Annotated in this window: 24 protein-coding genes and 1 tRNA gene; 16 read left to right on the top strand and 9 right to left on the bottom strand. The window is 69.1% G+C overall.

The window, feature by feature from the left end:
• Positions 1 to 6 precede the first annotated feature (6 nt).
• The 6 genes from NM203_RS31345 (at position 7) to era (ending at position 5,022) form a co-directional block, all read left to right on the top strand.
• On the top strand, positions 7 to 756 hold the full coding sequence (locus NM203_RS31345) for a 16S rRNA (uracil(1498)-N(3))-methyltransferase (RefSeq protein WP_255064816.1): 750 nt from the start codon (positions 7 to 9) through the stop codon (positions 754 to 756).
• A gap of 125 nt (positions 757 to 881) precedes the next feature.
• Positions 882 to 1,937 carry a PhoH family protein gene (locus tag NM203_RS31340; RefSeq protein WP_255064814.1) on the top strand — a complete coding sequence of 352 codons (1,056 nt, stop codon included), beginning with the start codon at positions 882 to 884 and terminating at the stop codon, positions 1,935 to 1,937.
• Positions 1,938 to 1,944: 7 nt separating this feature from the next.
• Positions 1,945 to 2,481 (top strand): rRNA maturation RNase YbeY, encoded by a 537-nt coding sequence (gene ybeY, locus NM203_RS31335; RefSeq protein ID WP_255064813.1) that lies wholly within the window; start codon positions 1,945 to 1,947, stop codon positions 2,479 to 2,481.
• Positions 2,478 to 3,761: a hemolysin family protein gene (locus NM203_RS31330; RefSeq protein WP_255064808.1), complete on the top strand. Its 1,284-nt coding sequence runs from the start codon at positions 2,478 to 2,480 to the stop codon at positions 3,759 to 3,761. The genes ybeY and NM203_RS31330 overlap by 4 nt, the downstream gene beginning before the upstream one ends.
• Positions 3,758 to 4,117 carry a cytidine deaminase-like protein gene (locus NM203_RS31325; RefSeq protein WP_255064806.1) on the top strand — a complete coding sequence of 120 codons (360 nt, stop codon included), beginning with the start codon at positions 3,758 to 3,760 and terminating at the stop codon, positions 4,115 to 4,117. The genes NM203_RS31330 and NM203_RS31325 overlap by 4 nt, the downstream gene beginning before the upstream one ends.
• Complete coding sequence (gene era, locus NM203_RS31320) at positions 4,114 to 5,022, top strand: GTPase Era (RefSeq protein ID WP_255064804.1); 909 nt, start codon at positions 4,114 to 4,116, stop codon at positions 5,020 to 5,022. The genes NM203_RS31325 and era overlap by 4 nt, the downstream gene beginning before the upstream one ends.
• Here era and NM203_RS31315 read toward each other — a convergent pair.
• The 4 genes from NM203_RS31315 to NM203_RS31300 all read right to left on the bottom strand — a co-directional run bounded on the left by NM203_RS31315 (position 5,019) and on the right by NM203_RS31300 (position 8,347).
• Positions 5,019 to 5,576 carry an MmpS family transport accessory protein gene (locus NM203_RS31315; RefSeq protein WP_255064802.1) on the bottom strand — a complete coding sequence of 186 codons (558 nt, stop codon included), beginning with the start codon at positions 5,574 to 5,576 and terminating at the stop codon, positions 5,019 to 5,021. The genes era and NM203_RS31315 overlap by 4 nt on opposite strands.
• A gap of 9 nt (positions 5,577 to 5,585) precedes the next feature.
• On the bottom strand, positions 5,586 to 6,251 hold the full coding sequence (locus NM203_RS31310; protein ID WP_255064801.1) for a hypothetical protein: 666 nt from the start codon (positions 6,249 to 6,251) through the stop codon (positions 5,586 to 5,588).
• A gap of 121 nt (positions 6,252 to 6,372) precedes the next feature.
• Positions 6,373 to 6,858, bottom strand: a complete 486-nt coding sequence (locus NM203_RS31305) for a CAP domain-containing protein (RefSeq protein WP_255064800.1) — start codon at positions 6,856 to 6,858, stop codon at positions 6,373 to 6,375.
• A 10-nt stretch (positions 6,859 to 6,868) separates the two neighbouring features.
• Positions 6,869 to 8,347, bottom strand: coding sequence for an amidase (locus tag NM203_RS31300; protein WP_255064799.1), 1,479 nt, complete (start codon positions 8,345 to 8,347; stop codon positions 6,869 to 6,871).
• Between the two features lie 79 nt (positions 8,348 to 8,426).
• On the opposite strand from NM203_RS31300, the gene recO reads away from it, so the two are divergent.
• From recO to NM203_RS31285, 3 genes are read left to right on the top strand one after another with little or no spacing between them, the layout of a single operon-like run.
• Positions 8,427 to 9,278: a DNA repair protein RecO gene (gene recO / locus NM203_RS31295; protein ID WP_255064797.1), complete on the top strand. Its 852-nt coding sequence runs from the start codon at positions 8,427 to 8,429 to the stop codon at positions 9,276 to 9,278.
• Positions 9,217 to 10,110 carry a decaprenyl diphosphate synthase gene (locus NM203_RS31290; protein ID WP_255064796.1) on the top strand — a complete coding sequence of 298 codons (894 nt, stop codon included), beginning with the start codon at positions 9,217 to 9,219 and terminating at the stop codon, positions 10,108 to 10,110. Before recO ends, NM203_RS31290 begins: the two co-directional genes overlap by 62 nt.
• Before the next feature lie 22 nt (positions 10,111 to 10,132).
• Entirely contained in the window at positions 10,133 to 10,579 is a 447-nt protein-coding gene (locus NM203_RS31285) for a hypothetical protein (protein WP_255064795.1), read from the top strand.
• Here NM203_RS31285 and NM203_RS31280 read toward each other — a convergent pair.
• Both NM203_RS31280 and NM203_RS31275 read right to left on the bottom strand, forming a co-directional pair.
• On the bottom strand, positions 10,576 to 10,965 hold the full coding sequence (locus NM203_RS31280; RefSeq protein ID WP_255064794.1) for a Fur family transcriptional regulator: 390 nt from the start codon (positions 10,963 to 10,965) through the stop codon (positions 10,576 to 10,578). The genes NM203_RS31285 and NM203_RS31280 overlap by 4 nt on opposite strands.
• A complete protein-coding gene (locus tag NM203_RS31275) occupies positions 10,962 to 11,318 on the bottom strand; it encodes an ArsR/SmtB family transcription factor (protein WP_255064793.1) in 357 nt (118 codons plus the stop codon). The genes NM203_RS31280 and NM203_RS31275 overlap by 4 nt, the downstream gene beginning before the upstream one ends.
• A gap of 88 nt (positions 11,319 to 11,406) precedes the next feature.
• On the opposite strand from NM203_RS31275, the gene NM203_RS31270 reads away from it, so the two are divergent.
• Positions 11,407 to 12,792 (top strand): glycine--tRNA ligase, encoded by a 1,386-nt coding sequence (locus NM203_RS31270; protein ID WP_255064792.1) that lies wholly within the window; start codon positions 11,407 to 11,409, stop codon positions 12,790 to 12,792.
• Positions 12,793 to 12,799: 7 nt separating this feature from the next.
• On the opposite strand, the gene NM203_RS31265 is transcribed toward NM203_RS31270, so the two are convergent.
• Entirely contained in the window at positions 12,800 to 14,794 is a 1,995-nt protein-coding gene (locus NM203_RS31265; protein WP_255064790.1) for a TPM domain-containing protein, read from the bottom strand.
• A 72-nt stretch (positions 14,795 to 14,866) separates the two neighbouring features.
• Between NM203_RS31265 and NM203_RS31260 the strand changes: the two genes are divergently transcribed.
• From NM203_RS31260 to NM203_RS31250, 3 genes are all read left to right on the top strand, one after another.
• On the top strand, positions 14,867 to 16,135 hold the full coding sequence (locus tag NM203_RS31260) for a deoxyguanosinetriphosphate triphosphohydrolase (protein WP_255064787.1): 1,269 nt from the start codon (positions 14,867 to 14,869) through the stop codon (positions 16,133 to 16,135).
• Between the two features lie 4 nt (positions 16,136 to 16,139).
• Positions 16,140 to 18,038, top strand: a complete 1,899-nt coding sequence (dnaG, locus tag NM203_RS31255; protein ID WP_255064785.1) for a DNA primase — start codon at positions 16,140 to 16,142, stop codon at positions 18,036 to 18,038.
• An 84-nt stretch (positions 18,039 to 18,122) separates the two neighbouring features.
• Positions 18,123 to 18,428 (top strand): DUF7155 family protein, encoded by a 306-nt coding sequence (locus NM203_RS31250; protein WP_255064784.1) that lies wholly within the window; start codon positions 18,123 to 18,125, stop codon positions 18,426 to 18,428.
• Positions 18,429 to 18,433: 5 nt separating this feature from the next.
• On the opposite strand, the gene NM203_RS31245 is transcribed toward NM203_RS31250, so the two are convergent.
• Entirely contained in the window at positions 18,434 to 18,682 is a 249-nt protein-coding gene (locus tag NM203_RS31245; protein ID WP_255064782.1) for a hypothetical protein, read from the bottom strand.
• Between the two features lie 160 nt (positions 18,683 to 18,842).
• Between NM203_RS31245 and NM203_RS31240 the strand changes: the two genes are divergently transcribed.
• Positions 18,843 to 18,918 (top strand) — tRNA-Asn (locus tag NM203_RS31240).
• 40 nt (positions 18,919 to 18,958) lie between these two features.
• Positions 18,959 to 19,450, top strand: a complete 492-nt coding sequence (locus NM203_RS31235; protein ID WP_255064780.1) for an LppP/LprE family lipoprotein — start codon at positions 18,959 to 18,961, stop codon at positions 19,448 to 19,450.
• Between the two features lie 25 nt (positions 19,451 to 19,475).
• Here NM203_RS31235 and NM203_RS31230 read toward each other — a convergent pair whose 3' ends face one another.
• The gene (locus NM203_RS31230; RefSeq protein WP_255064778.1) at positions 19,476 to 21,422 is read right to left on the bottom strand and encodes an acyl-CoA dehydrogenase family protein; all 1,947 of its coding nucleotides are present in this window, start codon (positions 21,420 to 21,422) and stop codon (positions 19,476 to 19,478) included.
• Between the two features lie 102 nt (positions 21,423 to 21,524).
• Between NM203_RS31230 and NM203_RS31225 the strand changes: the two genes are divergently transcribed.
• The gene (locus tag NM203_RS31225; protein WP_255064777.1) at positions 21,525 to 22,244 is read left to right on the top strand and encodes a VIT1/CCC1 transporter family protein; all 720 of its coding nucleotides are present in this window, start codon (positions 21,525 to 21,527) and stop codon (positions 22,242 to 22,244) included.
• Positions 22,245 to 22,255: the final 11 nt, after the last annotated feature.

Genomic DNA, 22,255 nt, shown 5'->3' with positions numbered 1-22,255 from the left:
CGAGCCATGAGTTCCGCGCTCTTCTACGTCGACGCGCTACCCGCGGTCGGCGAATCGGCCGTCGTCGACGGCGACGAGGGATTCCACGCGTCCAACGTCCGGCGGATTCGGCCGGGGGAGCACATCGACCTGTCCGACGGCGCCGGTCTGCTCGCCAACTGCGTCGTCGAGGAGGCGGCCAAGGGCAGGCTGACCGCGCGAGTCGACGCCGTACGCACCGTCGCCGCGCCGGTGCCGAGGGTGACCGTCGTCCAGGCCCTGCCGAAATCCGATCGCTCGGAACTCGCGATCGAACTGGCGACCGAGGCGGGCGCCGACGAGTTCGTGGCGTGGCAGGCCAGCCGGTGCGTGGCCCGATGGGACGGCGCCGCGAAGGTCGACAAGGGACTGCGCCGGTGGCGTGCCGTGGCCCGCGCGGCCGCCCGGCAGTCGCGTCGGCCCTACGTTCCGGACGTCAGCGCCGTGGTGTCGAGCGCCGAACTGGTGCGGCGGGCGGTCGACGTGACCGCTGCCGGCGGCCTGGTGCTGGCGCTGCACGAGGCCGCCAGTGCCGCACTCGTCGACGTCGGCTTCGGTGACTGCGGTTCGCTCCTGCTGGTCGTCGGTCCGGAGGGCGGGATCAGCGACGACGAGATCGCGGATTTGCGGGCGGCGGGTGCGCTGGCCGTCCGGCTCGGCCCCGCCGTGCTGCGCACCTCGACGGCGGCCGCTGTCGCGCTCGGTGCTCTCGGCGCGCTCACCGCGCGCTGGCGATAGGCCCGACCTGCATAAGCATTGGGCGGCTCACAGCGGCGGCGGTAAACTCGGCGAAGTACCCCGACCCGGCGGGCAGGATCGCAGCGACCGGGGGATCGACCCAGAAAGCAGGCCAAGAAGCCCACGTGACACCCCGCGAGACAAGCGCCGCATCGACCCCGGCATCGCCCGACACGGTCCGCAGCAGCAGCCTGAGAATCGAGGTGCCGCCTCCTTTGGTGGTGGGCCTGCTCGGTTCCGCCGACGAGAATCTGCGCGCGCTCGAGAACCTGCTCACGGCCGACGTGCACGTGCGCGGCAATTCCGTCACCCTGTCCGGTGAGCCCGCCGACGTCGCGCTCGCCGAGCGTGCCGTCTCGGAGCTGGTGGCGATCGTCAACTCCGGTCAGGCGCTCACCCCGGACGCCGTCCGACGCAGCGTGTCGATGCTGACTTCGGCGGACGAGGAGTCGCCCGCCGAGGTGTTGACACTCGACATCCTGTCCCGGCGCGGCAAGACGATTCGCCCCAAGACGCTGAACCAGAAGCGCTACGTCGACGCGATCGATCAGAACACGATCGTCTTCGGGATCGGGCCCGCAGGTACCGGCAAGACCTACCTCGCCATGGCCAAGGCCGTCAGCGCGCTGCAGAGCAAGCAGGTGTCCCGGATCATCCTGACCCGCCCCGCGGTGGAAGCCGGTGAGCGCCTTGGCTTTCTGCCGGGCACGCTCAGCGAGAAGATCGACCCGTACCTGCGGCCGCTGTACGACGCGCTGCACGACATGATGGATCCCGAGCTCATCCCGAAGCTGATGAGCGCCGGGGTCATCGAGGTCGCGCCGCTGGCCTACATGCGCGGCCGGTCGCTCTCCGACGCGTTCATCATTCTCGACGAGGCGCAGAACACCACCGGCGAGCAGATGAAGATGTTCCTCACCCGCCTCGGCTTCGGCTCGAAAATGGTGATCACCGGCGACATCACGCAGGTCGACCTGCCGGGCGCGGCGCCGTCGGGGTTGCGCAGCGCGATGCGCGTGCTCGCGGGCGTCGACGACATCCACTTCGCCGAACTCACCAGTGCCGACGTGGTGCGCCACCGGTTGGTGTCCGAGATCGTGGACGCCTACGCGAGATCCGAGGATCCGAACTCGATGAACCGCGCCCAGCGTCGCGCCACCCACGTCCGGCCGCGACGGTGACCACCAGATGACCATCGAGGTATCCAACGAGTCGGGCATCGACGTCTCCGAAACCGAACTCGTCAGCGTGGCGCGGTTCGTCATCGAGCGGATGGACGTGAACCCGGCGGCCGAACTGTCGATGGTGCTGCTCGACACCGCTGCGATGGCCGACCTGCACATGCGGTGGATGGATCTGCCCGGTCCCACCGATGTCATGAGCTTTCCGATGGACGAACTCGAACCCGGTGGTCGCCCGGACGCGCCGGAGCCGGGGCCGTCGATGCTCGGCGACATCGTGCTGTGCCCCGAGTTCGCCGCCAAACAGGCTGAGAAGGTGGGACATTCGCTCGGCCAGGAGCTAGCGCTGCTCACCGTGCACGGTGTCCTGCACCTGCTGGGCTACGACCACGCGGAGCCCGACGAGGAGAAGGAGATGTTCGCCCTGCAACGCCAACTACTGGAGGAGTGGGTGGCCGATCAGGTCGAGGCCTACCACGTCGACCGGCAGACCGAGAAGGACCGACGGCTGCTTGACGGGTCGCGGTACTTCGACGAACTGTGAGCGGCCTGGCTCCGCTCCTGGGTGCGATCGCCCTGGTTCTGTTCGGCGGACTGTTCGCGGCGATCGACGCCGCCATCAGCACGGTGTCGGTGGCCCGTGTCGAGGAGATGATGCGGGACGAACGGCCGGGCGCCGTGCGACTCGCCGGCGTGATGGCGGAACGGCCGCGCTACATCAACCTCATCGTGCTGCTGCGGATCGTGTGCGAGGTGACCGCGACGGTGCTGCTCGTCGCCTATCTCGACGGCAGGCTCGGCGTGGCGTGGGGGCTGACCGCCGCCGCGGCGATCATGACGGTGGTCAGCTTCGTGGCGATCGGTGTCGGGCCGCGCACCCTGGGGCGCCAGCACGCCTACTCCATCGCCCTGGTGACCGCGCTTCCGTTGCAGGCGATCTCGGTGCTGCTCACCCCGATCAGCCGGCTGCTGGTGTTGATCGGTAACGCCCTGACGCCGGGGCGCGGTTTCCGCAACGGCCCGTTCGCGTCCGAGATCGAACTGCGCGAAGTCGTCGACCTCGCACAGCAGAGCGGAGTCGTCGCCGACGACGAGCGACGGATGATCCAGTCGGTGTTCGAACTCGGTGACACCCCGGCGCGCGAGGTGATGGTGCCGCGCACCGAGATGGTGTGGATCGAGGCGGACAAGACCGCTCGGCAGGCGATGTCGCTTGCGGTGCGCAGCGGGCATTCGCGAATCCCGGCGATCGGCGAGAACGTCGACGACGTCCTCGGCGTGGTGTATCTGAAGGACCTCGTCCAGCAGCGGTATTCGACCACGGGCGATCAGGACACCAGGGTCGGCGAGGTGATGCGTCCCGCGGTGTTCGTGCCCGACTCCAAGCCGCTCGACGAACTGCTGCGGGAGATGCAGCGCGACCGCAACCACATGGCGCTGCTGGTCGACGAATACGGAGCGATCGCCGGATTGGTGACCATCGAGGACGTGCTCGAGGAGATCGTCGGCGAGATCGCCGACGAGTACGACACCGATGAGGTCGCGCCGGTGGAGGAGTTGGGGGACAACAGGTTCCGGGTGTCGGCGCGGGTCCCGCTCGAGGACCTCGCCGAGCTCTACGACCTGGATCTCGACGACGACCTCGACGTCGACACCGTGGGCGGGCTGCTGGCGCACGAACTCGGCAGGGTGCCGCTGCCGGGGTCGGAGGTCACCTGGAACACGCTGCACTTCAGGGCCGAAGGCGGTCCCGACCCGCGCGGTCGGGTGCGCGTCGGCACCGTCCTGGTCACACCCGTCGAGCCCGAGGAGGAGAACGAATGAGCGCAAGCGAGGAGCCGAAGGCGGGATCGCGCACGACCGGGGCCGAGCTCGACGCGGAGGACGCCAAGCTGGTCACGCTGGCCCGCGGCGCGATGGCGAGGGCCGAGGCGGCCACCGGCGCCGCGGTGCGAGACCTCGACGGCCGCACCTACGCGGGCGCCCCGGTGACGCTGCACGCGCTGACGTTGACGGCCCTGCAGGCGGCGGTCGCGGCTGCGGTGTCCAGCGGTGCGGCGGGCCTCGAGGCGGCGGTACTGGTCGGCGGCACCGCCGACGACGCCGGGGTGGCCGCCGTGCGCGAACTGTCGGCGGACACCGCGGTGATCGTCACCGACCGGTCCGGAAACCCGACGTGACCGAGTTCCTTTCGGGCTTCGTCTGTTTCGTCGGCAGACCGAACACCGGCAAGTCGACGCTGACCAACGCGCTCGTCGGCGAGAAGGTCGCGATCACGTCGAACCGGCCGCAGACGACCCGCCACACGATCCGCGGCATCGTGCACCGCGAGGACTTCCAGATCGTGCTGGTCGACACGCCCGGCCTGCACCGGCCCAGAACGCTTCTGGGACAACGGCTCAACGAACTCGTCAAGGACACCTACGCGCAAGTCGACGTCATCGGGCTGTGCATCCCCGCCGACGAGGGCATCGGGCCGGGGGACCGGTGGATCTACGAGCAGATCGCGTTCGTCGCCCCGAAAACCACCCTCGTCGTCATCGTCACCAAGACCGACAAGGTGTCCAGGGAGAGGGTTGCCGCGCAGCTGATGTCGGTGAACGAGCTCACCGGCGGGAAGTGCGAGATCGTGCCCGTCTCCGCGACCGAGGGCGAGCAGCTCGACGTGCTCATCGACGTGCTGGTGGCCAAACTGCCACCGGGGCCCGCGTTCTACCCCGACGGCGAGTTGACGGACGAGCCCGAGGAGGTGCTGATGGCCGAGCTGATCCGCGAAGCCGCCCTCGAAGGTGTGCGCGATGAACTCCCGCACTCGCTGGCGGTCGTCATCGACGAGGTGTCGGAAAGGGAAGGGCGCGACGAGGACAACCCGCTGATCGACGTGCGCGCCATCCTCTACGTCGAGCGCGACAGCCAGAAGGGCATCGTCATCGGCAAGGGCGGCGCCCGTCTGCGTGAGGTGGGCACCGCAGCGCGCATACAGATCGAGAAGCTGCTGGGCACCAAGGTGTACCTGGAGCTCCGGGTCAAGATCGCCAAGAACTGGCAGCGCGATCCCAAGCAGCTCGGCAAGCTCGGCTTCTAGGGCTTCCAGTTGCAGATCGCCACCGTGCCGTTCATCACGTTGACGACCTGTTCGCCGTTGACCGTGATGCGGCAACCGATCTTGTCCTGACCGTCGCCGTAGGCGCGCAGCCGCAGGCTGGTCACCGGGGACGGCAGGGACGCCGTCTGCGCGAAGGGCAGCCGGGTCCTTCCGAACGTGCGTCCGAGGGTGTCGATGGCGATCTCGTCGACCTCGACTCCCGAGCGTCCGGCGTAGATCTCGAACGTCACCGTGCTCGGTTCAGTCGGCCTGGACTGCGTGGTCGTCGGCTGAGTGCTCGTCGTCGTCGTCGGCGCCGCCGTCGTCGTCGGGTCCTGCGCCGGAAGTTGGGTCGGCGCGGTGGTCGGATTCGTCGTCGGGGTGGGGCACAGGCCGGTTCTGGCGTCCGGCGGTAGGAAGTCGTCGATGCACGGCAGCGGTTCGGCGTGTGCGATGGGGCGACCGACGACGATCAGCGTCGCGAGCACGGTGGCGAATCCAGCGAGCCGGGCCAGCCGATCGGTCCGGCCCGGACGGGGTTCGGAGACGGGCATCGCGACTCCCTAGATGTTCACGGAGCAGAACGCGTCACCGACCGGCTGCTCGGCGACGACCTCGCCGTCGAGGGTGATGCGGCACCCCTGCTCACCGGTCTTGGTCACGGCGACCACCGTCAGCAGATCCACGTCGGGTCCGATCTTGATCGTGCGCTTGAAGGGCACGGGGGTGTTCTCTCCGACGCCGCTACCCGTCGGATTGGTGTCGATCGAGTAGACGGTGCCCGATCCGGTGATCTCGAACACCACTGTGCGTTCACCGCCCTGCGCCACCGGCGTGGGCTCGGGTGCGTTGGCGGCCTTGCGCGACGCGTCGGCGGCGTTGTCGGCCTTCGTCGCGGCTCGGACGTCCGGGGTCACGCAGATGGTGTCGCCGTCGAACGCCTCGCGCCAGACGAAACCGGACACGCACGTGTCCGGGCCGAAGGCTCCGCCCTCGGGTTCCTTGTTGGCGGACGGGTCGGCGTTCTGCTGCGCCACCTGCGACCGGGTCGCAGGGGTGACGCAGACGGTGTCGCCGTCGAACGCTTCGCGCCAGACGAACCCGTTGATGCAGGTCTCCGGGCCGTACGGCAGCGGGTCCGCGTGGACCGGCGTAACCCCCGACGCCACCGCGAGCGCGGCCATCGTCAATGCGGGCGCGGCTACCGCCGCGGCGAATGTCGTCTTCATGTGGTCTCCCCTTAGTCGATCGTGTTTCCCGACTCAGCTGACGCTAACGCCGGAGCACGCGCGGACATATAGGGAGTTTCCCTATTCTTCCCTGCTCAGGGGGGGTCGGTGAGGCCGGGCCTCAGCCGGGCTGGCCGTACACCGCCACGACGACGGACCTGTCGAGGCTGTTCTCCGACCACACGCCGATCTGCGTGTTCGCGCAGTTCGACATGATCGCCATGTAGTCGGGGCGGTAGTACCACTGGTTCAGGATCTCGACGCCGCTGATCGCGAGCGCGGGGTTGATGGCCACCGTTTCGGACGCGATGCCACCGAAGCCCGCGGCGTTGGCGCGGCTCTGGGCGGTCGAGCCGTCTGAGCCGATGTCGCCGTCGAGCGCGCGGTTGTTGAGCACGTCGTTGGCGTGCCACTGCGCCGCCAGCCGCAGCTGCGGATTGATCTTGATCTCGGTGTCGCAGCCGTGCTGCTTCTGGATGGTGTAGACGTTGGCGGCGACGCTCTCGTTGAGCCGCGAGTTGTCGGCGTGGGCCGCAGGTGACACGACGAGCGCGCCGCCCGCGACGGCGATGGCGGGCAACACCCGCAGAAACCCGCTGACCTTCACGAACGGGACATTACGGCACGGCGTCGGTCTGCGTCGCCGTCTCGCTCGCCTCGCCTGTGATCCACCACGGGGACGGCTGTTTGGTACCCCACCCGTTGATCGCCTCGAGTTCGGCGGCCAACGAGATCAGCATCGGTTCACTGTTGGCCGGCCCCATCAACTGCACGCCGATCGGCAGCCCGTCCGAGGTGAAGCCGGCGGGCACGTTGATCGACGGCCAGCCGACGAGATTCCACGGCCAGGTGACCGGGCATGCGCGGATCATCGCCCGGTCAGTGGACATTCCGCCGCGGCGATCGAAGTCGTGCACGGGTGGTGGCGGCAGTGCCGTGGTGGGCGCGAGGACGACGTCGGCGACGTTGAAGATCCAGCCGATGCGGCGCTGGGTGGCGGCCTCGTGCGCTCGTGCCCTCAGCAGGGTGTGCTGGCCCAGCAATCGGCCCATCCGCATATTGCTCGCGGTGCGTTTATCGAGTTCCACCAGCGGGTTCAGGCGATAGGACCAGTCGACGAGCCCGGACGTCGACCGCGCCAGGAAGTTCCACGACATCCGCAGGTTGTAGTCGGGGTCGGCGCGGGTGAGGCGGTGGCCGAGGTCCTGGAGTTGGGCCGCGACACCGTCGAGCGCCGAGCGGATCTCCGGGTGCAGCTTCGCGCGGAAACCGGTGAAGGGGAACCTGGTCGACACGGCGACGGTCAGGGGTCCGGCGGCCTGGCCGATGAAGTCGGATGCCTTCACGGCCGGTGGTTTGTGGAGATCGCCGTCGGCGTTTCCGGACGCGGCGTCGAGTACCAGGGCCGCGTCGGTGACGGTGCGCGCCAGCACGCCGTTGACCGTGATGCCGTTGAAGGCCTCGGGCAGCGGCCATGTCGAGATGCGGCCGCGCTGCGGCTTGATGCCGACCAGGTGGGTCCACGCCGCGGGGATGCGCACGCTGCCCGCGCCGTCGGACCCGATCGCGGCGGATACCAGTCCCGCGGCGACGGCAGCCGCGCTGCCGCCCGACGAACCGCCGGGGGTGTGCTCGCGTGACCACGGGTTGCGGGTGTGTCCGAAGCCGGGGCCGCTGGTGAACGGCCACTGTCCGAGCTCGCACGTGTTGGTCTTGCCGACGATGACGGCCCCGGCGGCGCGGAGCCGGCGCACCACCTCGGCGTCGGCGGTCGCCGGTGCGACGTCGCCCGCGGTCCCGAACCGCGTCGGGACGCCCGCCACGTCGACGTCGTCCTTGACCGCGATCGGGATCCCGAGCAGCGGTAGGTCCTCGCCGGCGTCGCGTTTGCGGTCGGCGGCCGCAGCATCGGCCAGGGCCTGCGTACGAAGCACCACGCGGAACGCGTTCAGTGTCGGCTGACTGGCCTCGATCGCGTCCAACGCACTGCTGACGAGGTCGACGGACGTGACGCGACCACTCGCGAGCCGGTACCGCTGCTGCGTCAGCGTGGGAAAGTTCACCGAAGTTGCCGGAGGGGACGGGGTTTCGACCATGACGACACCGAGGATATCCGGCCGGTCCGCGTGGGCGGGTCGCCAGGAGTAAGTCGGTCCGCGATGCAAGACTGGGACGATGCGGTTGTATCGGGACCGGGCCGTCGTGCTGCGTCAGCACAAGCTCGGTGAGGCCGATCGGATCGTCACCCTGCTCACTCGCGAGCACGGGTTGGTCCGTGCGGTGGCCAAGGGAGTGCGCAGGACGCGCAGTAAGTTCGGCGCGCGCCTGGAGCCGTTCGCCCACATAGACGTCCAACTCCACCCCGGTCGCAACCTCGACATCGTCACCCAGGTGCAGGCGATCGACGCGTTCGCCAGCGACATCGTCAGTGACTACGGCAGGTACACGTGTGGCTGCGCGATCCTGGAGACCGCCGAGCGGCTGTCCGGCGAGGAACACGCACCGATGCCCGCGTTGCACCGGCTGACCGTCGGAGCGCTGCGCGCGGTGGCCGACGGCAGTCGTCCGCGTGAGTTGGTGCTCGACGCGTATCTGTTGCGCGCCATGGGAATCGCCGGGTGGGCGCCGTCGCTCATCGAGTGCGCACGCTGCGCGGCGCCGGGACCGCACCGGGCGTTCCACGTCGGCGCGGGCGGCAGTGTGTGCGTGCACTGCAGGCCGTCGGGGTCGGCGACGCCGCCGCAGCAGGTGGTCGACCTGATGGCGGCCCTGCACGACGGTGACTGGGAGTACGCGCAGGCGTCGGAACCGGGCCACCGCAGCCAGGCCAGCGGGCTCGTCGCCGCCCATCTGCAGTGGCATCTGGAGCGGCAGCTGCGCACGTTGCCCCTGGTGGAACGCGTCTACCGGATCGATCGGACGGTCGCTGACCGTCGGGCCGCTCTGGTCGGGCAGGATATGGCGCATGGCCAAGGACGGGAGACTGGGGAAGACGCGGAAGTACCCGCAGCTGCCCCCGGCGCCTGAGGACTACCCGTCGTTCCCCGACAAGTCCTCGTGGCCGGTGGTGTTCCCGGAACTTCCGCCGCGCACCAACGGCAGGTTCTCGCGACCGCCGCAGCACACGTCGAAGGAGTCCGCGCCGCTGATCCCCGCCGACCAGGTGCCGACCCACGTCGCCGTCGTCATGGACGGCAACGGCCGGTGGGCCCAGCAACGCGGTCTCAGCCGCACCGAGGGCCACAAGATGGGCGAGGCGGTGCTCATCGACATCACCTGCGGCGCCATCGAGATCGGCGTCAAGCACCTGACGGTGTACGCGTTCTCGACGGAGAACTGGAAGCGCAGCGCCGAGGAGGTCCGCTTCCTGATGGGCTTCAACCGCGAGGTGGTGCGCCGCCGTCGCGAGAACCTCAACGCGATGGGCGTCAACATGCGCTGGGTGGGCTCGCGACCGCGCATGTGGAGCAGCGTCATCAAGGAGTTCGACATCGCCGAGAAGATGACGGTCGGCAACGACGTCATCACCATCAACTACTGCGTGAACTATGGCGGCCGTACCGAAATCGTCGAGGCGGCAAGGGAACTGGCACAGGAAGCCGCTGATGGGAAGATCAAACCCAGCCGGATCAGCGAGGCGTCGTTCGCCAAACACCTGCATCGGGCCGACATCCCGGACGTCGACCTGTTCATCCGCACGTCGGGAGAGCAGCGGGCGAGCAACTTCCTCCTGTGGCAGGCGGCGTACGCGGAGTACGTGTTCCAGGACAAGTTGTGGCCGGACTACGACCGCCGCGACCTGTGGGAGGCCTGCGTGGAGTACGTCAACCGCAATCGCCGCTTCGGCAGAGCCGAATGATGTGGCACAGGGGCAGGGCCTGATGCCGACGCTCGTCCAGCGCCTCGCGGTGGCGCTCGGAGCCGATGTCACGCTCATCGAGGAGGACGAGGACGGGCTGACGATCAGCCACGACGGCACTCCTGCGTCGCTGCGGGTGGTCGCGCTCGCCGACGACCTCGAGATGGTGTCGCTGACGCAGCCCCTCGCGTGGGACCTGCCACTGAACGCGAAGATTCGCGAACGCGTCGCCGCGCACGCGAGCAAGACCATGCTCGGCACGGTCGTGCTGGTGGAGAAGCTGGTGGACTCCGACGTGAACGGGTCCAGCGCGAAGGGGTCGACGCGTCGGGCTTCGGCTAAGAAGGTCGCAGATGTCTTGCTGCGCTACAACTTTCCCGCGGGCGGATTGACCGATGACGCACTGCGGACGTTGATCCTGCTGGTGCTCGCCACGGGTGAGGACGTCAAGAGGGACCTGTCCGCCTAGCCGCAGACGCTGCACATCCCGAAGATCTCGATGGTGTGGCTGACGTCGGAGAAGCCGTGTTCGCGAGCCACGTCGGCGGCCCAGGTCTCGGCGGCGCCGCCCTCGACCTCGACGGTGGCCCCGCATCCGCGGCACACGAGGTGATGGTGGTGGTGCGCCGAGCACCGGCGGTACAGCGACTCGCCGGTGTCGGTGCGCAGCGTGTCGACCAGTCCGGCCCCGGCCATCGCCTGCAGCGTCCGGTACACGGTCGTCAGGCCGATGTTCTCGCCGCGGCGGCGCAACTCGTCGTGCAGTTCCTGGGCCGACCGGAACTCGTCGACGTTCTCGAGCAGTGCGGAGATGGCCGCGCGCTGCCGGGTCGCGCGAACGGCGGTGCCGGTCAACGCGACGCCTCGGTGATCTCTCCCGCGTGTTCGACGGCGGCCAGCACGATCTCGGCGAGGTGGTGGTCGACCAGGGAGTAGCGGACCTCGCGCCCCGCCCGTTCGCCGGCGACGACGCCCGCCGCCTTGAGGATGCGCAGGTGCTGGCTGACGAGGGGTTGGGGGACCTCGAGTGCGTCGACAAGTTCGTGCACACAGCGCGACGCCTCGCGAAGCTGGAGCACGATCGCGATCCGCACCGGGGCGGCCAGCGCGCGCAGCAGTTCTCCGGCGGTGTCGAGGACCGCCGCCTGCGGCTGCGCGTCGTCGGCGGGGGAGTCCGGCGTGAGCGCCAAATTGGAAACCGTTTTCATTAGGGTTCAGATTACATGCACGGTCGCGCATGTCAACGTGTCGCGCCGGGCGACGCCCCGAATGCGCGCACCACTACGCTGTCAACCCGTGGCATCCATCATCGACACCGTTGCGAACCTCGCGAAACGCCGTGGCCTGGTCTATCAGTCGGGCGAGATCTACGGCGGCACCAAGTCGGCGTGGGATTACGGGCCACTCGGTGTGGAGCTCAAGGAGAACATCAAGCGGCAGTGGTGGCGGTCCGTCGTCACCGGCCGCGACGACGTCGTCGGTCTCGACAGCGCGATCATCCTGCCGCGTCAGGTGTGGGTGGCGTCTGGCCACGTCGCGGTGTTCAACGACCCGCTCGTCGAGTGCCTGAACTGCCACAAGCGGCACCGGCAGGACCACCTGCAGGAGGCGTACGCCCTGAAGAAGGGGCTCGACGACCCGGATGCGGTGCCGATGACCGAAATCGTCTGTCCCGACTGCGGAACCAAGGGGCAGTGGACCGAGCCCCGCGACTTCAACATGATGCTCAAGACCTACCTCGGCCCGATCGAGTCCGAGGAGGGGCTGCACTACCTGCGGCCCGAAACCGCGCAGGGCATCTTCGTGAACTTCGCCAACGTCGTGACCACGTCGCGCCGCAAGCCCCCGTTCGGCATCGGCCAGATCGGCAAGAGCTTCCGCAACGAGATCACGCCGGGCAACTTCATCTTCCGGACTCGCGAGTTCGAGCAGATGGAGATGGAGTTCTTCGTCGAGCCGTCGACGGCGGCCGAATGGCACCAGTACTGGATCGACACGCGGCTGCAGTGGTACGTCGACCTCGGTATCAACCGCGACAACCTGCGGCTCTACGAGCATCCGCTGGAGAAGCTGTCGCACTACAGCGCGGGCACCACCGACATCGAGTACAAGTTCGGCTTCGCGGGCAACCCGTGGGGTGAACTGGAGGGCATCGCCAACCGCACCGATCACGACTTGTCCAGCCACGCAAAGGCTTCCGGAGTCGACCTGACCTATTACGACCAGGCGACCGAAACCCGCTACACGCCCTACGTCATCGAGCCGGCGGCCGGCCTGACGCGCTCGCTGATGGCGTTCCTGGTCGATGCGTACACCGAGGACGAGGCGCCCAACGCGAAGGGCGGCGTCGACAAGCGCACGGTGCTCAAGCTCGATCCGCGGCTCGCCCCGGTGAAGGCCGCGGTCCTGCCGCTGTCCCGGCACGCCGACCTGTCGCCGAAGGCGCGCGACCTGGCGGCCGAACTGCGGAAGTCCTGGAACATCGAGTTCGACGACGCCGGTGCCATCGGGCGGCGTTACCGCAGGCAGGACGAGATCGGCACGCCGTTCTGTGTGACGCTCGACTTCGACTCGCTCGAGGATCACTCGGTCACCGTGCGGGAGCGCGACGCGATGACCCAGGAGCGGGTGGCGATCGATGCGGTGAGCGACTACCTGGCCGTCCGGCTCAAGGGTTGCTGACCCCCTCCTAGAACCGGCCGCCGCCGCCGCTCCACCCGCCGCCGCCACCGGAGCCGCCGAACGTCGTCGAGCTCCAGCCGCCGCCGCCGATGCCGCCGCCGAGCCCGCCGCGCAGGGCACCCGACAGGATGTTGCCGATGATGATGCCGCCGATCATCGCGCCGGTGTTGTCGCCGCCGCCGTATCGGCCGGCGTACGCGTGCTGCGCCGCGCTGACGTCGTGGTCGGCCAGCTGCTGCGCCTGCGCCGCGAGCATCGCCGCGCCGTTGGCGTGGGCGATCGCGTCGGGCAGGTTGGTCGATCGCTTCGCGGTGGCGGCGTCGAGCTGACGGACCGCCTCGGCCAGCCGCGTCCTCGCCTCGGGGCCGACGCTGCCGCGCCGGGTGTCGATGTAATCCGACACGCCTCGGACGCGCGACTGCGCCGAGAACAGCGCCTGATCGAAGGCCCGACTCATCCGTTCGGCCGCGGCGCGCTCCTCGGTGACCGTCGCCAGCAGCCGATCCAGCTCGGCATCGGCCTTCGTCAACCGGGTGAACGCCCCCAGCGGGTCGGCGGCGCCGGTGCTCTGCGCCGTGGCGACGGCCTCGGCGGCGGCATCGCGGGCGGAGTCCAACTCGGCCGCCCGCGACACGTTGCCCTGACCCAGCAGCGCGGCCGCGTGGTCGATGCCGGCCTGCGTGTCCGCGATGGCGTTCGGCAGCGCGGTGGCGGCGCGATTGATGTCGGTGGCCGCGTTGTCGACCGCGTCGAGCATCGTCCGGGCCTGGCCCAGTGCGGATTCCGCCGCGCGCACCGCGTCGACGAGTCCCCTCTGGCTCCCCGCCGGGCGCGCGACGAGGGCCCTTGCGGTGGTGATGTTCTGGTCGGCGAACGCCAGCCGCTGCCTGGCCGTGTCGACGTTGCTCGTCACCGACGCCAGCGCGGTGTCGGCGAACTGCTCGCGCAGTGCGGCCATCGTCTGCTGCGCGGGATCGAGGCGCGCGGTGAGGTCCACCATCTGCTGGGTCATCGCGTCCAGGCGCGACGGTGCGTTGATGACGAGGTCGCGCAACGCCGCGAACGCCTCGCGCTGCGCGTCCAGTTCGCGGTCCGCCTTAGCCGCGGCCACCACGACGCGGGTCAGCAGGTCGCGTCGCTGCTGCGCCGTCTCCGGCACCGCGTCGTCGAGCGTCTGGCGAACATTGAATGCTTGCGCCAGCGTGGTTTTCGCGTCTCCCACGGCCTTGGTGAACGGCGCGGTGTCATGGTCGCCGAACTCCTCTACGGCCAGGGCCAGCTCGTTGCCGCTGGTGCGTAGCGCGTTGTCGACGTCGACGACCATCGCCTTCGAGAGGTCGTCGAGGGCGTCGAGGTGGAGCGCCGCCAGCGCGGCCGGATCCTCGGGGTCCACCCGGCGCGCCGCCGCGAACTCAGCCTCCCGCCGCTTGCGCTTGCGTCGTCGGGTCCAGAGCACCAGGCCCAGCACCAGCACCGCGAAGACCGCCAGGACCGCCAGCACCCCCACCCAGCCGACGGTGCCCGGCGTCGTCGGCGTGCTGAGTGCCGTCGCGGCGGCGACCGCCGCACCCGGCCAGTTGTCGGCCCGCAGCGCCGGCTCGATCGAGTCGCGCCGAATCGCGTCGGCGTCGACCCCCTCGCCCGCCGTGGGGGACACCAGGAACGCGTACGCGCGGTCCTCCGTCGCGACGGCCAGGAGCGCGTCGGAATCCTGGAGATCGCTGGTTTCCTGGGTGTTTCGCGCCCACGCCTCGGCCTGCCTGCCGGAGAAGTTCTCGACGTAGACCACCCACAGCCGGATTCGGCGCGCGCCGTACAGCTCGTCGACGGCGCCCTGCACCTCGGCGCGCTCACTCGGCGACAGCACCCCGGCGTTGTCGGTGACGTAGGAGGACAGCCGGAACGGCGGCTGCCCGGAGGCGTTCGGCGCCAGGGCGAGTCCGAGGACGACCATCGCGAGAACCAGGCGTGACAGCCGGCTGATTCCTGGTTTCCTGCGCATGCCCGTCAATCTAGTGCGCGCCGCCGCCCTGGCACCCCGGACCGTGCAACGGCTTTGGCAGACTGTGCCTCAGTGAGCACGACCAGGGATCCCTACGACGACTTCGACCGGCAGCGCCTGGTGGTCGAGGGTCCGAAGGGTGCCGTGCTGCCGGGCACCGACACCGAGTACCGCACGGACTTCGCCCGCGACCGGGCCAGGGTGCTGCACAGTGCCGCCTTTCGCAGGTTGGCGGACAAGACCCAGGTGGTCGGACCGCGGCAGGGCGAGACCCCGCGCACGCGGCTCACCCACTCGCTGGAGGTGGCCCAGATCGGCCGGGGAATGGCGATCGGCCTGGGGTGCGACGCCGACCTCGTCGACCTCGCAGGCCTCGCCCACGACATCGGCCATCCGCCGTACGGCCACAACGGGGAGCGCGCGCTCAACGAGATCGCCAAGTCGTTCGGCGGCTTCGAGGGAAACGCGCAGAACTTCCGGATCCTCACCCGGCTGGAGCCGAAAGTGCTTGACCCGCAGGGCCTGAGCGCCGGACTGAACCTGACCAGGGCGTCGCTCGACGCGGTGGCAAAGTACCCGTGGCAGCGCGGCGATCGCCGGAAGTTCGGGTTCTACGACGACGACGTCGCCGCCGCCGACTGGGTCCGCGCCGGTGCGCCCGCCGAACGGCCGTGCCTGGAAGCGCAGGTGATGGACTGGGCCGACGACGTCGCCTACTCCGTGCACGACGTGGAGGACGGCGTGATCTCCGGCCGCATCGACCTGCGGGTGCTCGCCGACGCCGACGCGGCCGCCTCGCTGGCCCGGCTCGGTGCCGACGCCTTCCCGTCGTTGACCATCGAGGACCTGCTGGCCGCTGCCGAACGGCTCTCGGAGATGCCGGTGGTGGCCGAGGTCGGCAAGTACGACGGCACCCTCATCGCGTCGGTAGCGCTCAAGCGGATGACCAGTGAGCTCGTCGGCCGGTTCGCGAACGCCGCGATCACGCGGACCCGCGAGGCGGCGGGGGCGGGTCCGCTGCACCGCTTCGACACCGACCTCGCGGTGCCCGCGCTGGTGCGCGCCGAGGTCGCCGTGCTGAAGATGCTGGCGCTGCAGTTCATCATGTCCGACCACGGTCACCTGCGGATCCAGTCCGACCAGCGGACCCTCGTCCAGGAGGTGGCGCTGGCGCTGTGGGCTCAGGCCCCGGTCAGCCTCGACCCGCAGTTCGCCCCCGAGTTCGCCGCGGCCGCCGACGACGGGGCGCGGCTGCGCGTCGTGATCGATCAGATCGCCTCCTACACCGAGGGACGGTTGGAGCGAGTGCACGAGGCGCGGTCACCCCGGCCACTAGACTGATCGAATGCCCGGCCGCATTCCCGATCGCGACATCGCGGCCATCCGCGAACGCATCCGCATCGAAGACGTCGTCGGCGATTACGTGCAGTTGCGGCGTGCCGGTGTCGACTCGCTGAAGGGCCTATGCCCGTTCCACGATGAGAAGTCGCCGTCCTTCCACGTCCGGCCCAACCACCGCCAGTTCCACTGCTTCGGATGCGGTGAGGGCGGTGACGTCTACTCGTTCGTGCAGAAGATCGAGCACGTCACGTTCGTCGAGGCGATCGAGCTGCTGGCCGACCGGGTCGGCTACACCGTCACCTACACCGGCGGGTCGACGACGTCGGTGCAGCGCGATCGCGGCAGCCGCAGCCGGCTGCTCGCGGCCAACGCCGCCGCGCAGGAGTTCTACGCCGAGGCGCTGCAGTCGGCGGAGGCGGCACCGGCCCGGCAGTACCTCGTCGAACGCAACTTCGACGCCGAAGCGGCCCGCCAGTTCGGGTGCGGCTTCGCGCCGTCGGGCTGGGACACACTCACGAAGCACCTGATACGCAAGGGATTCGAGTTCAAGGAGTTGGAGGCTGCCGGCTTGTCGCGCGAGGGCAAGCGCGGCCCGATGGACCGGTTCCACCGCCGTCTGCTGTGGCCGATCCGCGCGTCGACCAACGAGGTCATCGGGTTCGGCGCGCGCCGCATCTTCGACGACGACCAGATGCAGGCGAAGTACGTCAACACCCCGGAGACAGTGCTCTACAAGAAGTCCAACGTCCTGTTCGGCCTGGACCTGGCCAAGCGCGATATCGCCAAGGGCCATCAGGCCGTCGTCGTCGAGGGCTACACCGACGTCATGGCGATGCACCTGTCGGGGGTGACGACCGCGGTGGCATCGTGCGGGACGGCGTTCGGCGACGAGCACCTCTCGATGCTGCGGCGACTCATGATGGACGACAACTTCTTTCGCGGCGAACTGATCTACGTCTTCGACGGCGACGCGGCCGGACAGGCGGCGGCCGTGAAGGCGTTCGAGGGGGAGCAGAACCTGTCCGGGCAGTCGTTCGTCGCGGTCGCCGACGACGGTATGGATCCGTGCGACCTTCGGCTGAAGTCCGGCGAGGCGGCGCTACGGGACTTGGTGGCGCGCCGAACTCCGTTGTTCGAGTTCGTGATTCGCCACGCCCTCGCTGAGCACGACCTGGACAGCGCGGAAGGCCGGGTGGCCGGGCTGCGCCGCTGCGTGCCGATGGTCGCCAAGATCAAGGACCCCACGCTGCGCGACGAGTACGCCAGGCAGCTCGCGGGCTGGGTCGGCTGGGAGGAGGTGGCGCAGGTCGTCGGCCGGGTTCGCGAAACCGCGAAGACGGGCGGCCCCGCCAGCCGACGCGACGCGGCCCGCCGGGTCGCCGCCGCGGCACCCGCGGCAGTCAACCGGCCGAACCCCCGCGATCCCACACTGTGGCCGCAGCGCGAAGCACTCAAGGCGGCGCTGCAGTACCCGGCGATCGCAGGGCCGGTGTTCGACACGCTGACCGTCGAGAGCTTCACCCACCCCGGCTACGCGGAGGTGCGCGCGGCCATCACGGCGGCGGGCGGTATGTCGGCGGGGCTCTCGGGCTCGGAGTGGATCGACGCCGTCCGCACCCAGGTGTCGTCGGCCGAGGCGGGCGGCCTGGTCAGCGAACTCGGTGTCGAAGCCATCAGGGTCGACGACGACGAGCGCCTTCCGCGCTACATCGGCGGGGTGCTCGCACGCCTGCAGGAGGTGTGGGTCGGCAGGCAGATCGCCGAGATGAAGTCGAAGCTGCAGCGCATGTCGCCGGTCGAGCAGAGTGACGAATACAACAACCTGTTCGGCAATCTGATCGCGCTGGAAACCTATCGGAAGAGCCTGCTGGTGCAGGCCAGCGGTGACGATCTGACGGTGTGATCGCCGTGTGATCGCCGTGTGATCGCCCTGTGGGTGGGCTATGGTTATCCCGTCGGGAAGCAGCTGAGACCTGGAAGGGCCTTCATGACCATCCGAGTACACCGCCTCGTCGCGGCGGGCGCACTGTCGGTTGCCGCCGTGGCCGCTCCCGTCGCCATCGCCCTGACGAGCGCCGCTTCCGCGAATGCTGCCCCCTGCCTCTCCTGGTTCGGCAACAAGGAGGACGGCGTGTGCCTGAGCTACTCGAACGGCAACGGCGTCAACGTCGGCACGCCCGACCTGGGCATTTACGGCCCGAACTCCGGCAGCTTGCCCGGCGGCGGCATCGGCATCAACACCGGCCCGCTGCTCCCCGGCACCAGCTGGAACTCGCAGATGCCGATCAGCTGAGCGCCTCAGCGCTTGCCTGAGCCCGTTTCGGGCTGAAATACCGACGTCTTGGCGTCGATCGGCGTCACCGTCACCATCGTCGGATCCGGTGAGACCCGGTCCGCCACTTTGCGCCGTCCCGCGTCGATGACCGCCTTCGTCTTAGGGCTCTCGGTGATGGCCCTGTACGTGCCCGCGATCTGCTCGTAGCGCCGGCGACCCGCCTTGGCGCCCAAGACGTAGCCGACAGCCAGGACGGCGGCGATCCGGATCACGAGACTCCTCCTACTGGGCGGTGCATTGCGTCCATCCTGCCTCACGCGGCCCCTGTGGCGCCGCCCGGCGGCGCGCTCGGAACCGAATTCCATGTTGGGCCGTTCGTACGCTAGAGTCATGCCTCGGTTCGCGAGCCCAGGCCCGCAACCGCAACGCCAATCCCCTGTAGCTCAATTGGCAGAGCTTCCGACTGTTAATCGGACGGTTCGTGGTTCGAGTCCACGCGGGGGAGCCACGCACGACATCGATGCCGTCCGCTCGCGTATGAAGGTGGAATGCGCAGTCGCACTCTGATCACCGCCGCCCTCACCGCGCTGCTCGCCGCGGGCTGCGGGTGGAACCCGCCAGCCGGTAACCCGCCGCCCTCGGCGGCCGCCTGCGCGCCCGGCGACGCGCCCGCCGCTGACGTCGTGACCGCCGAGCTCGCCAGGATCCCGGCACCCGCAGGCGGCGGGCAGTGGCACGAGTCCGCCCGTGGGCAGACCGGGGGCTGTCGGCTCAACTGGGTGCAGGTCGCATCCGACAACGCGGCACCCGATAGTCCGGGGCAGCTGCTGTTCTTCGACCGCGCCACACCCATCGGCACGCCCACCCCCGAGCCGCGCCCGTACATCGCCGTGGTGGGATCCACCGCCGACACCGTCACCGTGCAGTACCAGTGGAAGCAGGGCGACGACCAGCCGTGCTGCCCCACCGGTATCGGCACGGCGCGCTTCGGCATCGAGGGCGGCGCGCTCACGGCGCTGGACCCGGTTCCCGGCCCCTGAGTCGGGTCGGTTCGGCGGGCCCGAACTATTCGGCGTTCTGCTCCTCGTGCTCATCGGCGTCCGGAATGTGTTCGGGGTGCAGCATCTCCGCGTAGCGAAGCTGCTCGGGAATGCCGAAGCCCTCGACGAGGAGTTCGGCGTGCGGGCGGAGCTTGCGGCACCGGTCGTTGATGCCGCGGGTGACTGCCTTCGAGCGCTCCACCGAGAGGAACCGGTGCTCGACGAACCAGGACTTGTCGTCCTCGATGACCGACAGCGCGTACAGGTCGCACACCATGCCGAGGATCTCGCGGGCCTTCTCGTCCTCGCACGCGTCGATGCCCGCGACGAACGCCTCGAGGATGATGCGGTCGATGTGCGCGGTCGCGGCGTGCAGCACGTGGTCCTGCACCGAGTTGAACGCGTCGAACGGTGACATCTCCTTCGACTTGCCCTGCAGGCGGCGGGCCACCGAGGCGAGCATGTACTCCTCGCGGTCTTCGAACATCTTGACCTGGGTGCCGCGGTTGAACAGTGAGCCCTCCTCCTCGTTGTCCTGCCGCGTGTCGATGATGGTCTGCATTATCGTCTGCGCCGCAGTCCTTTTCAGCACGCGTTCGCCTGCGAAGTTCGCCGCGAAGCGCACCCACTGGGCCGGGCTCATGCTCTTGACGTCATCGGCGTAGGCGGTCAGCAGTTCCTTGGCCACCAGCTGCGTGAGCACGTGGTTGTCGCCCTCGAACGTGGTGAAGACGTCGGTGTCGGCTTTCAGTGCGATCAACCGGTTCTCCGCGAGATACCCTGCGCCGCCGCACGCTTCGCGGGCCTCCTGGATCGCGCGGGTGGCGTGCCACGTGTTGGCCGCCTTCAGGCCGGCCGCACGGGACTCGAGCTCGCGCTGCTCCTCGGCGTCCGGATCGTCGGAGGTCTGCAGTTCGTGGCACTTGGCGACGAGTTCGTTCTGGGCGAACTGCAGGGCGTAGGACTTCGCGATCAGCGGGAACAGTCGGCGCTGATGCACCAGGTAGTCCATGATCAGCACCTCCTCGTCGGCACCCGGAGCCTCGAACTGCCTGCGCTCCAACGCGTATCGCGTCGCGATGTCCAGCGCCACGCGGGCGGCCGCGCCCGCGCTGCCGCCGACGGTGACGCGACCGCGGATGAGCGTGCCGAGCATGGTGAAGAACCTTCGGCCCTGATTCTCGATCGGCGACGAGTAGGTGCCGTCCTCGGCGACGTCGGCGTACTTGTTCAGCAGGTTGTCGCGCGGGATGCGCACCTGATCGAACTGGATGCGGCCGTTGTCGACGCCCGGCAGTCCGCCCTTGTACTGACAGTCCGACGTCGTGATGCCCGGCAGGTCGTTGCCGTCGTCGTCGCGGATCGGTACGACGAAGCAGTGCACGCCGTGGCCCTCGCCCTTGGTGATCAGCTGCGCGAAGACGGCCGCCACCCTGGCCGTGTTCGCCGCGCCGCCGATGTAGTCCTTCCGGGACGTGGGGGTGGGGGAGTCGATGACGAACTCCTGCGTCTCCGGGTCGTACGTCGCCGTGGTCTCCAACGCCTGGACGTCGCTGCCGTGTCCGGTCTCGGTCATCGCGAAACAGCCGAGCAGATCGAGGTCGATGAGCTTCTTGACGTAGGCCTGGTGGTGACGCTCGGTGCCGAGGTTCTCGATGGCCCCGCCGAACAGGCCCCACTGCACGCCGGCCTTCACCATCAGCGACAGGTCGCTCATCGCGAGCATCTCGATCTGGGTCACCGCGGCGCCGACGTCGCCGTTGCCCCCGTGCTCCTTCTTGAACCCGTCCTCCGCCGCGCCCTTGGACGCCATGATCCGCATCTGCTCGGCGACCTTCGTCCGGGCGATGACGGTGTTCGGCGTGTAGTGCGGCTTGAACACCGGCGTGGAGAGTTCTTGGCGCATGCGGTTCTTCATGTCGCGCCAGCGTCCGTCGAGGGCGTTGCGCAGATAATCGGCGGTGGTCGTCATAACTCGACGGTAGCCCGCACAGCGTCCTAGGAAACTGTGATGTGGCAAACGTAGGTGGACCTCAGTGAAATGCCGGTCGCCTGCGGGCGTTGAATCGACCGCATGACCGAGGCGACGCCGGAACTTCCGCATCAGATCGACCACCGGCACGCGGATGTCAGCGGCGGATGGCTGCGGGCGGCGACGTTCGGAGCGATGGACGGTTTGGTGAGCAACACCGCCCTCATCGCGGGCGTCGGCGCGGGTGCGGGCGGGGCGCACGCCGTGATCCTCTCCGGTGTCGCGGGTCTGCTGTCCGGGGCGTTCTCCATGGCGATGGGGGAGTACACCTCGGTGAAGACCGCCAACGAGCAGGTGGAGTCCGAGGTCCGCGTCGAGCGCCGGTCGTTCCGCAAGTACCCGGAGGAGGAGCGTGCGGAGCTCGTCGCGATGCTGATGGACATGGGGATGACGCAGGCCACCGCCGCGGCGGCGACTGAGGAGATCCACCGCGACGAGGCGCGAGCGCTGAACTTCCATCTCGTGCAGGAGCTCGGCGTCGATCCGAACGATAAGCCGTCGCCGTGGGTCGCCGGGGCCTCGTCGTTCGTGATGTTCGCGATCGGCGCGATCGTGCCGTTGCTCCCCTACCTGCTCGGCTTCGCGTCGCTGTGGGCGGGGCTCGCGTGCGGCGGGGCCGGGCTGCTGTTGGCGGGTGCGGCGGCGGCTCGGTTCACGAAGAAGTCACCTCTGGTCGGCGGCGTCCGGCAGCTGGTGTTCGGGGTGATCGCGATCGCCGCGACCTTCGGGGTGGGCATGCTCATCGGGACGACGGTCTCCTGACCCGCGAACGC

It is taken from the genome of Mycolicibacterium arenosum (genome assembly GCF_024320865.1).
In the GTDB taxonomy this organism is placed as follows: Bacteria; Actinomycetota; Actinomycetes; order Mycobacteriales; family Mycobacteriaceae; genus Mycobacterium; species Mycobacterium arenosum.
Note: the sequence above shows the minus strand (reverse complement) of the source record. Positions and strands in the feature narration are given on the sequence as shown.

Excerpts from the sequence above, each read along its gene's own strand:
- NM203_RS31345 (WP_255064816.1), top strand. The coding sequence starts at position 7 with ATGAGTTCCGCGCTCTTCTACGTCGACGCGCTACCCGCGGTCGGCGAA.
- ybeY (WP_255064813.1), top strand. The coding sequence starts at position 1,945 with ATGACCATCGAGGTATCCAACGAGTCGGGCATCGACGTCTCCGAAACC.
- NM203_RS31325 (WP_255064806.1), top strand. The coding sequence starts at position 3,758 with ATGAGCGCAAGCGAGGAGCCGAAGGCGGGATCGCGCACGACCGGGGCC.
- NM203_RS31315 (WP_255064802.1), bottom strand. The coding sequence starts at position 5,576 with ATGCCCGTCTCCGAACCCCGTCCGGGCCGGACCGATCGGCTGGCCCGG.
- NM203_RS31310 (WP_255064801.1), bottom strand. The coding sequence starts at position 6,251 with ATGAAGACGACATTCGCCGCGGCGGTAGCCGCGCCCGCATTGACGATG.
- NM203_RS31300 (WP_255064799.1), bottom strand. The coding sequence starts at position 8,347 with ATGGTCGAAACCCCGTCCCCTCCGGCAACTTCGGTGAACTTTCCCACG.
- recO (WP_255064797.1), top strand. The coding sequence starts at position 8,427 with ATGCGGTTGTATCGGGACCGGGCCGTCGTGCTGCGTCAGCACAAGCTC.
- NM203_RS31290 (WP_255064796.1), top strand. The coding sequence starts at position 9,217 with ATGGCCAAGGACGGGAGACTGGGGAAGACGCGGAAGTACCCGCAGCTG.
- NM203_RS31285 (WP_255064795.1), top strand. The coding sequence starts at position 10,133 with ATGCCGACGCTCGTCCAGCGCCTCGCGGTGGCGCTCGGAGCCGATGTC.
- NM203_RS31275 (WP_255064793.1), bottom strand. The coding sequence starts at position 11,318 with ATGAAAACGGTTTCCAATTTGGCGCTCACGCCGGACTCCCCCGCCGAC.
- NM203_RS31265 (WP_255064790.1), bottom strand. The coding sequence starts at position 14,794 with ATGCGCAGGAAACCAGGAATCAGCCGGCTGTCACGCCTGGTTCTCGCG.
- dnaG (WP_255064785.1), top strand. The coding sequence starts at position 16,140 with ATGCCCGGCCGCATTCCCGATCGCGACATCGCGGCCATCCGCGAACGC.
- NM203_RS31250 (WP_255064784.1), top strand. The coding sequence starts at position 18,123 with ATGACCATCCGAGTACACCGCCTCGTCGCGGCGGGCGCACTGTCGGTT.
- NM203_RS31235 (WP_255064780.1), top strand. The coding sequence starts at position 18,959 with ATGCGCAGTCGCACTCTGATCACCGCCGCCCTCACCGCGCTGCTCGCC.
- NM203_RS31230 (WP_255064778.1), bottom strand. The coding sequence starts at position 21,422 with ATGACGACCACCGCCGATTATCTGCGCAACGCCCTCGACGGACGCTGG.
- NM203_RS31225 (WP_255064777.1), top strand. The coding sequence starts at position 21,525 with ATGACCGAGGCGACGCCGGAACTTCCGCATCAGATCGACCACCGGCAC.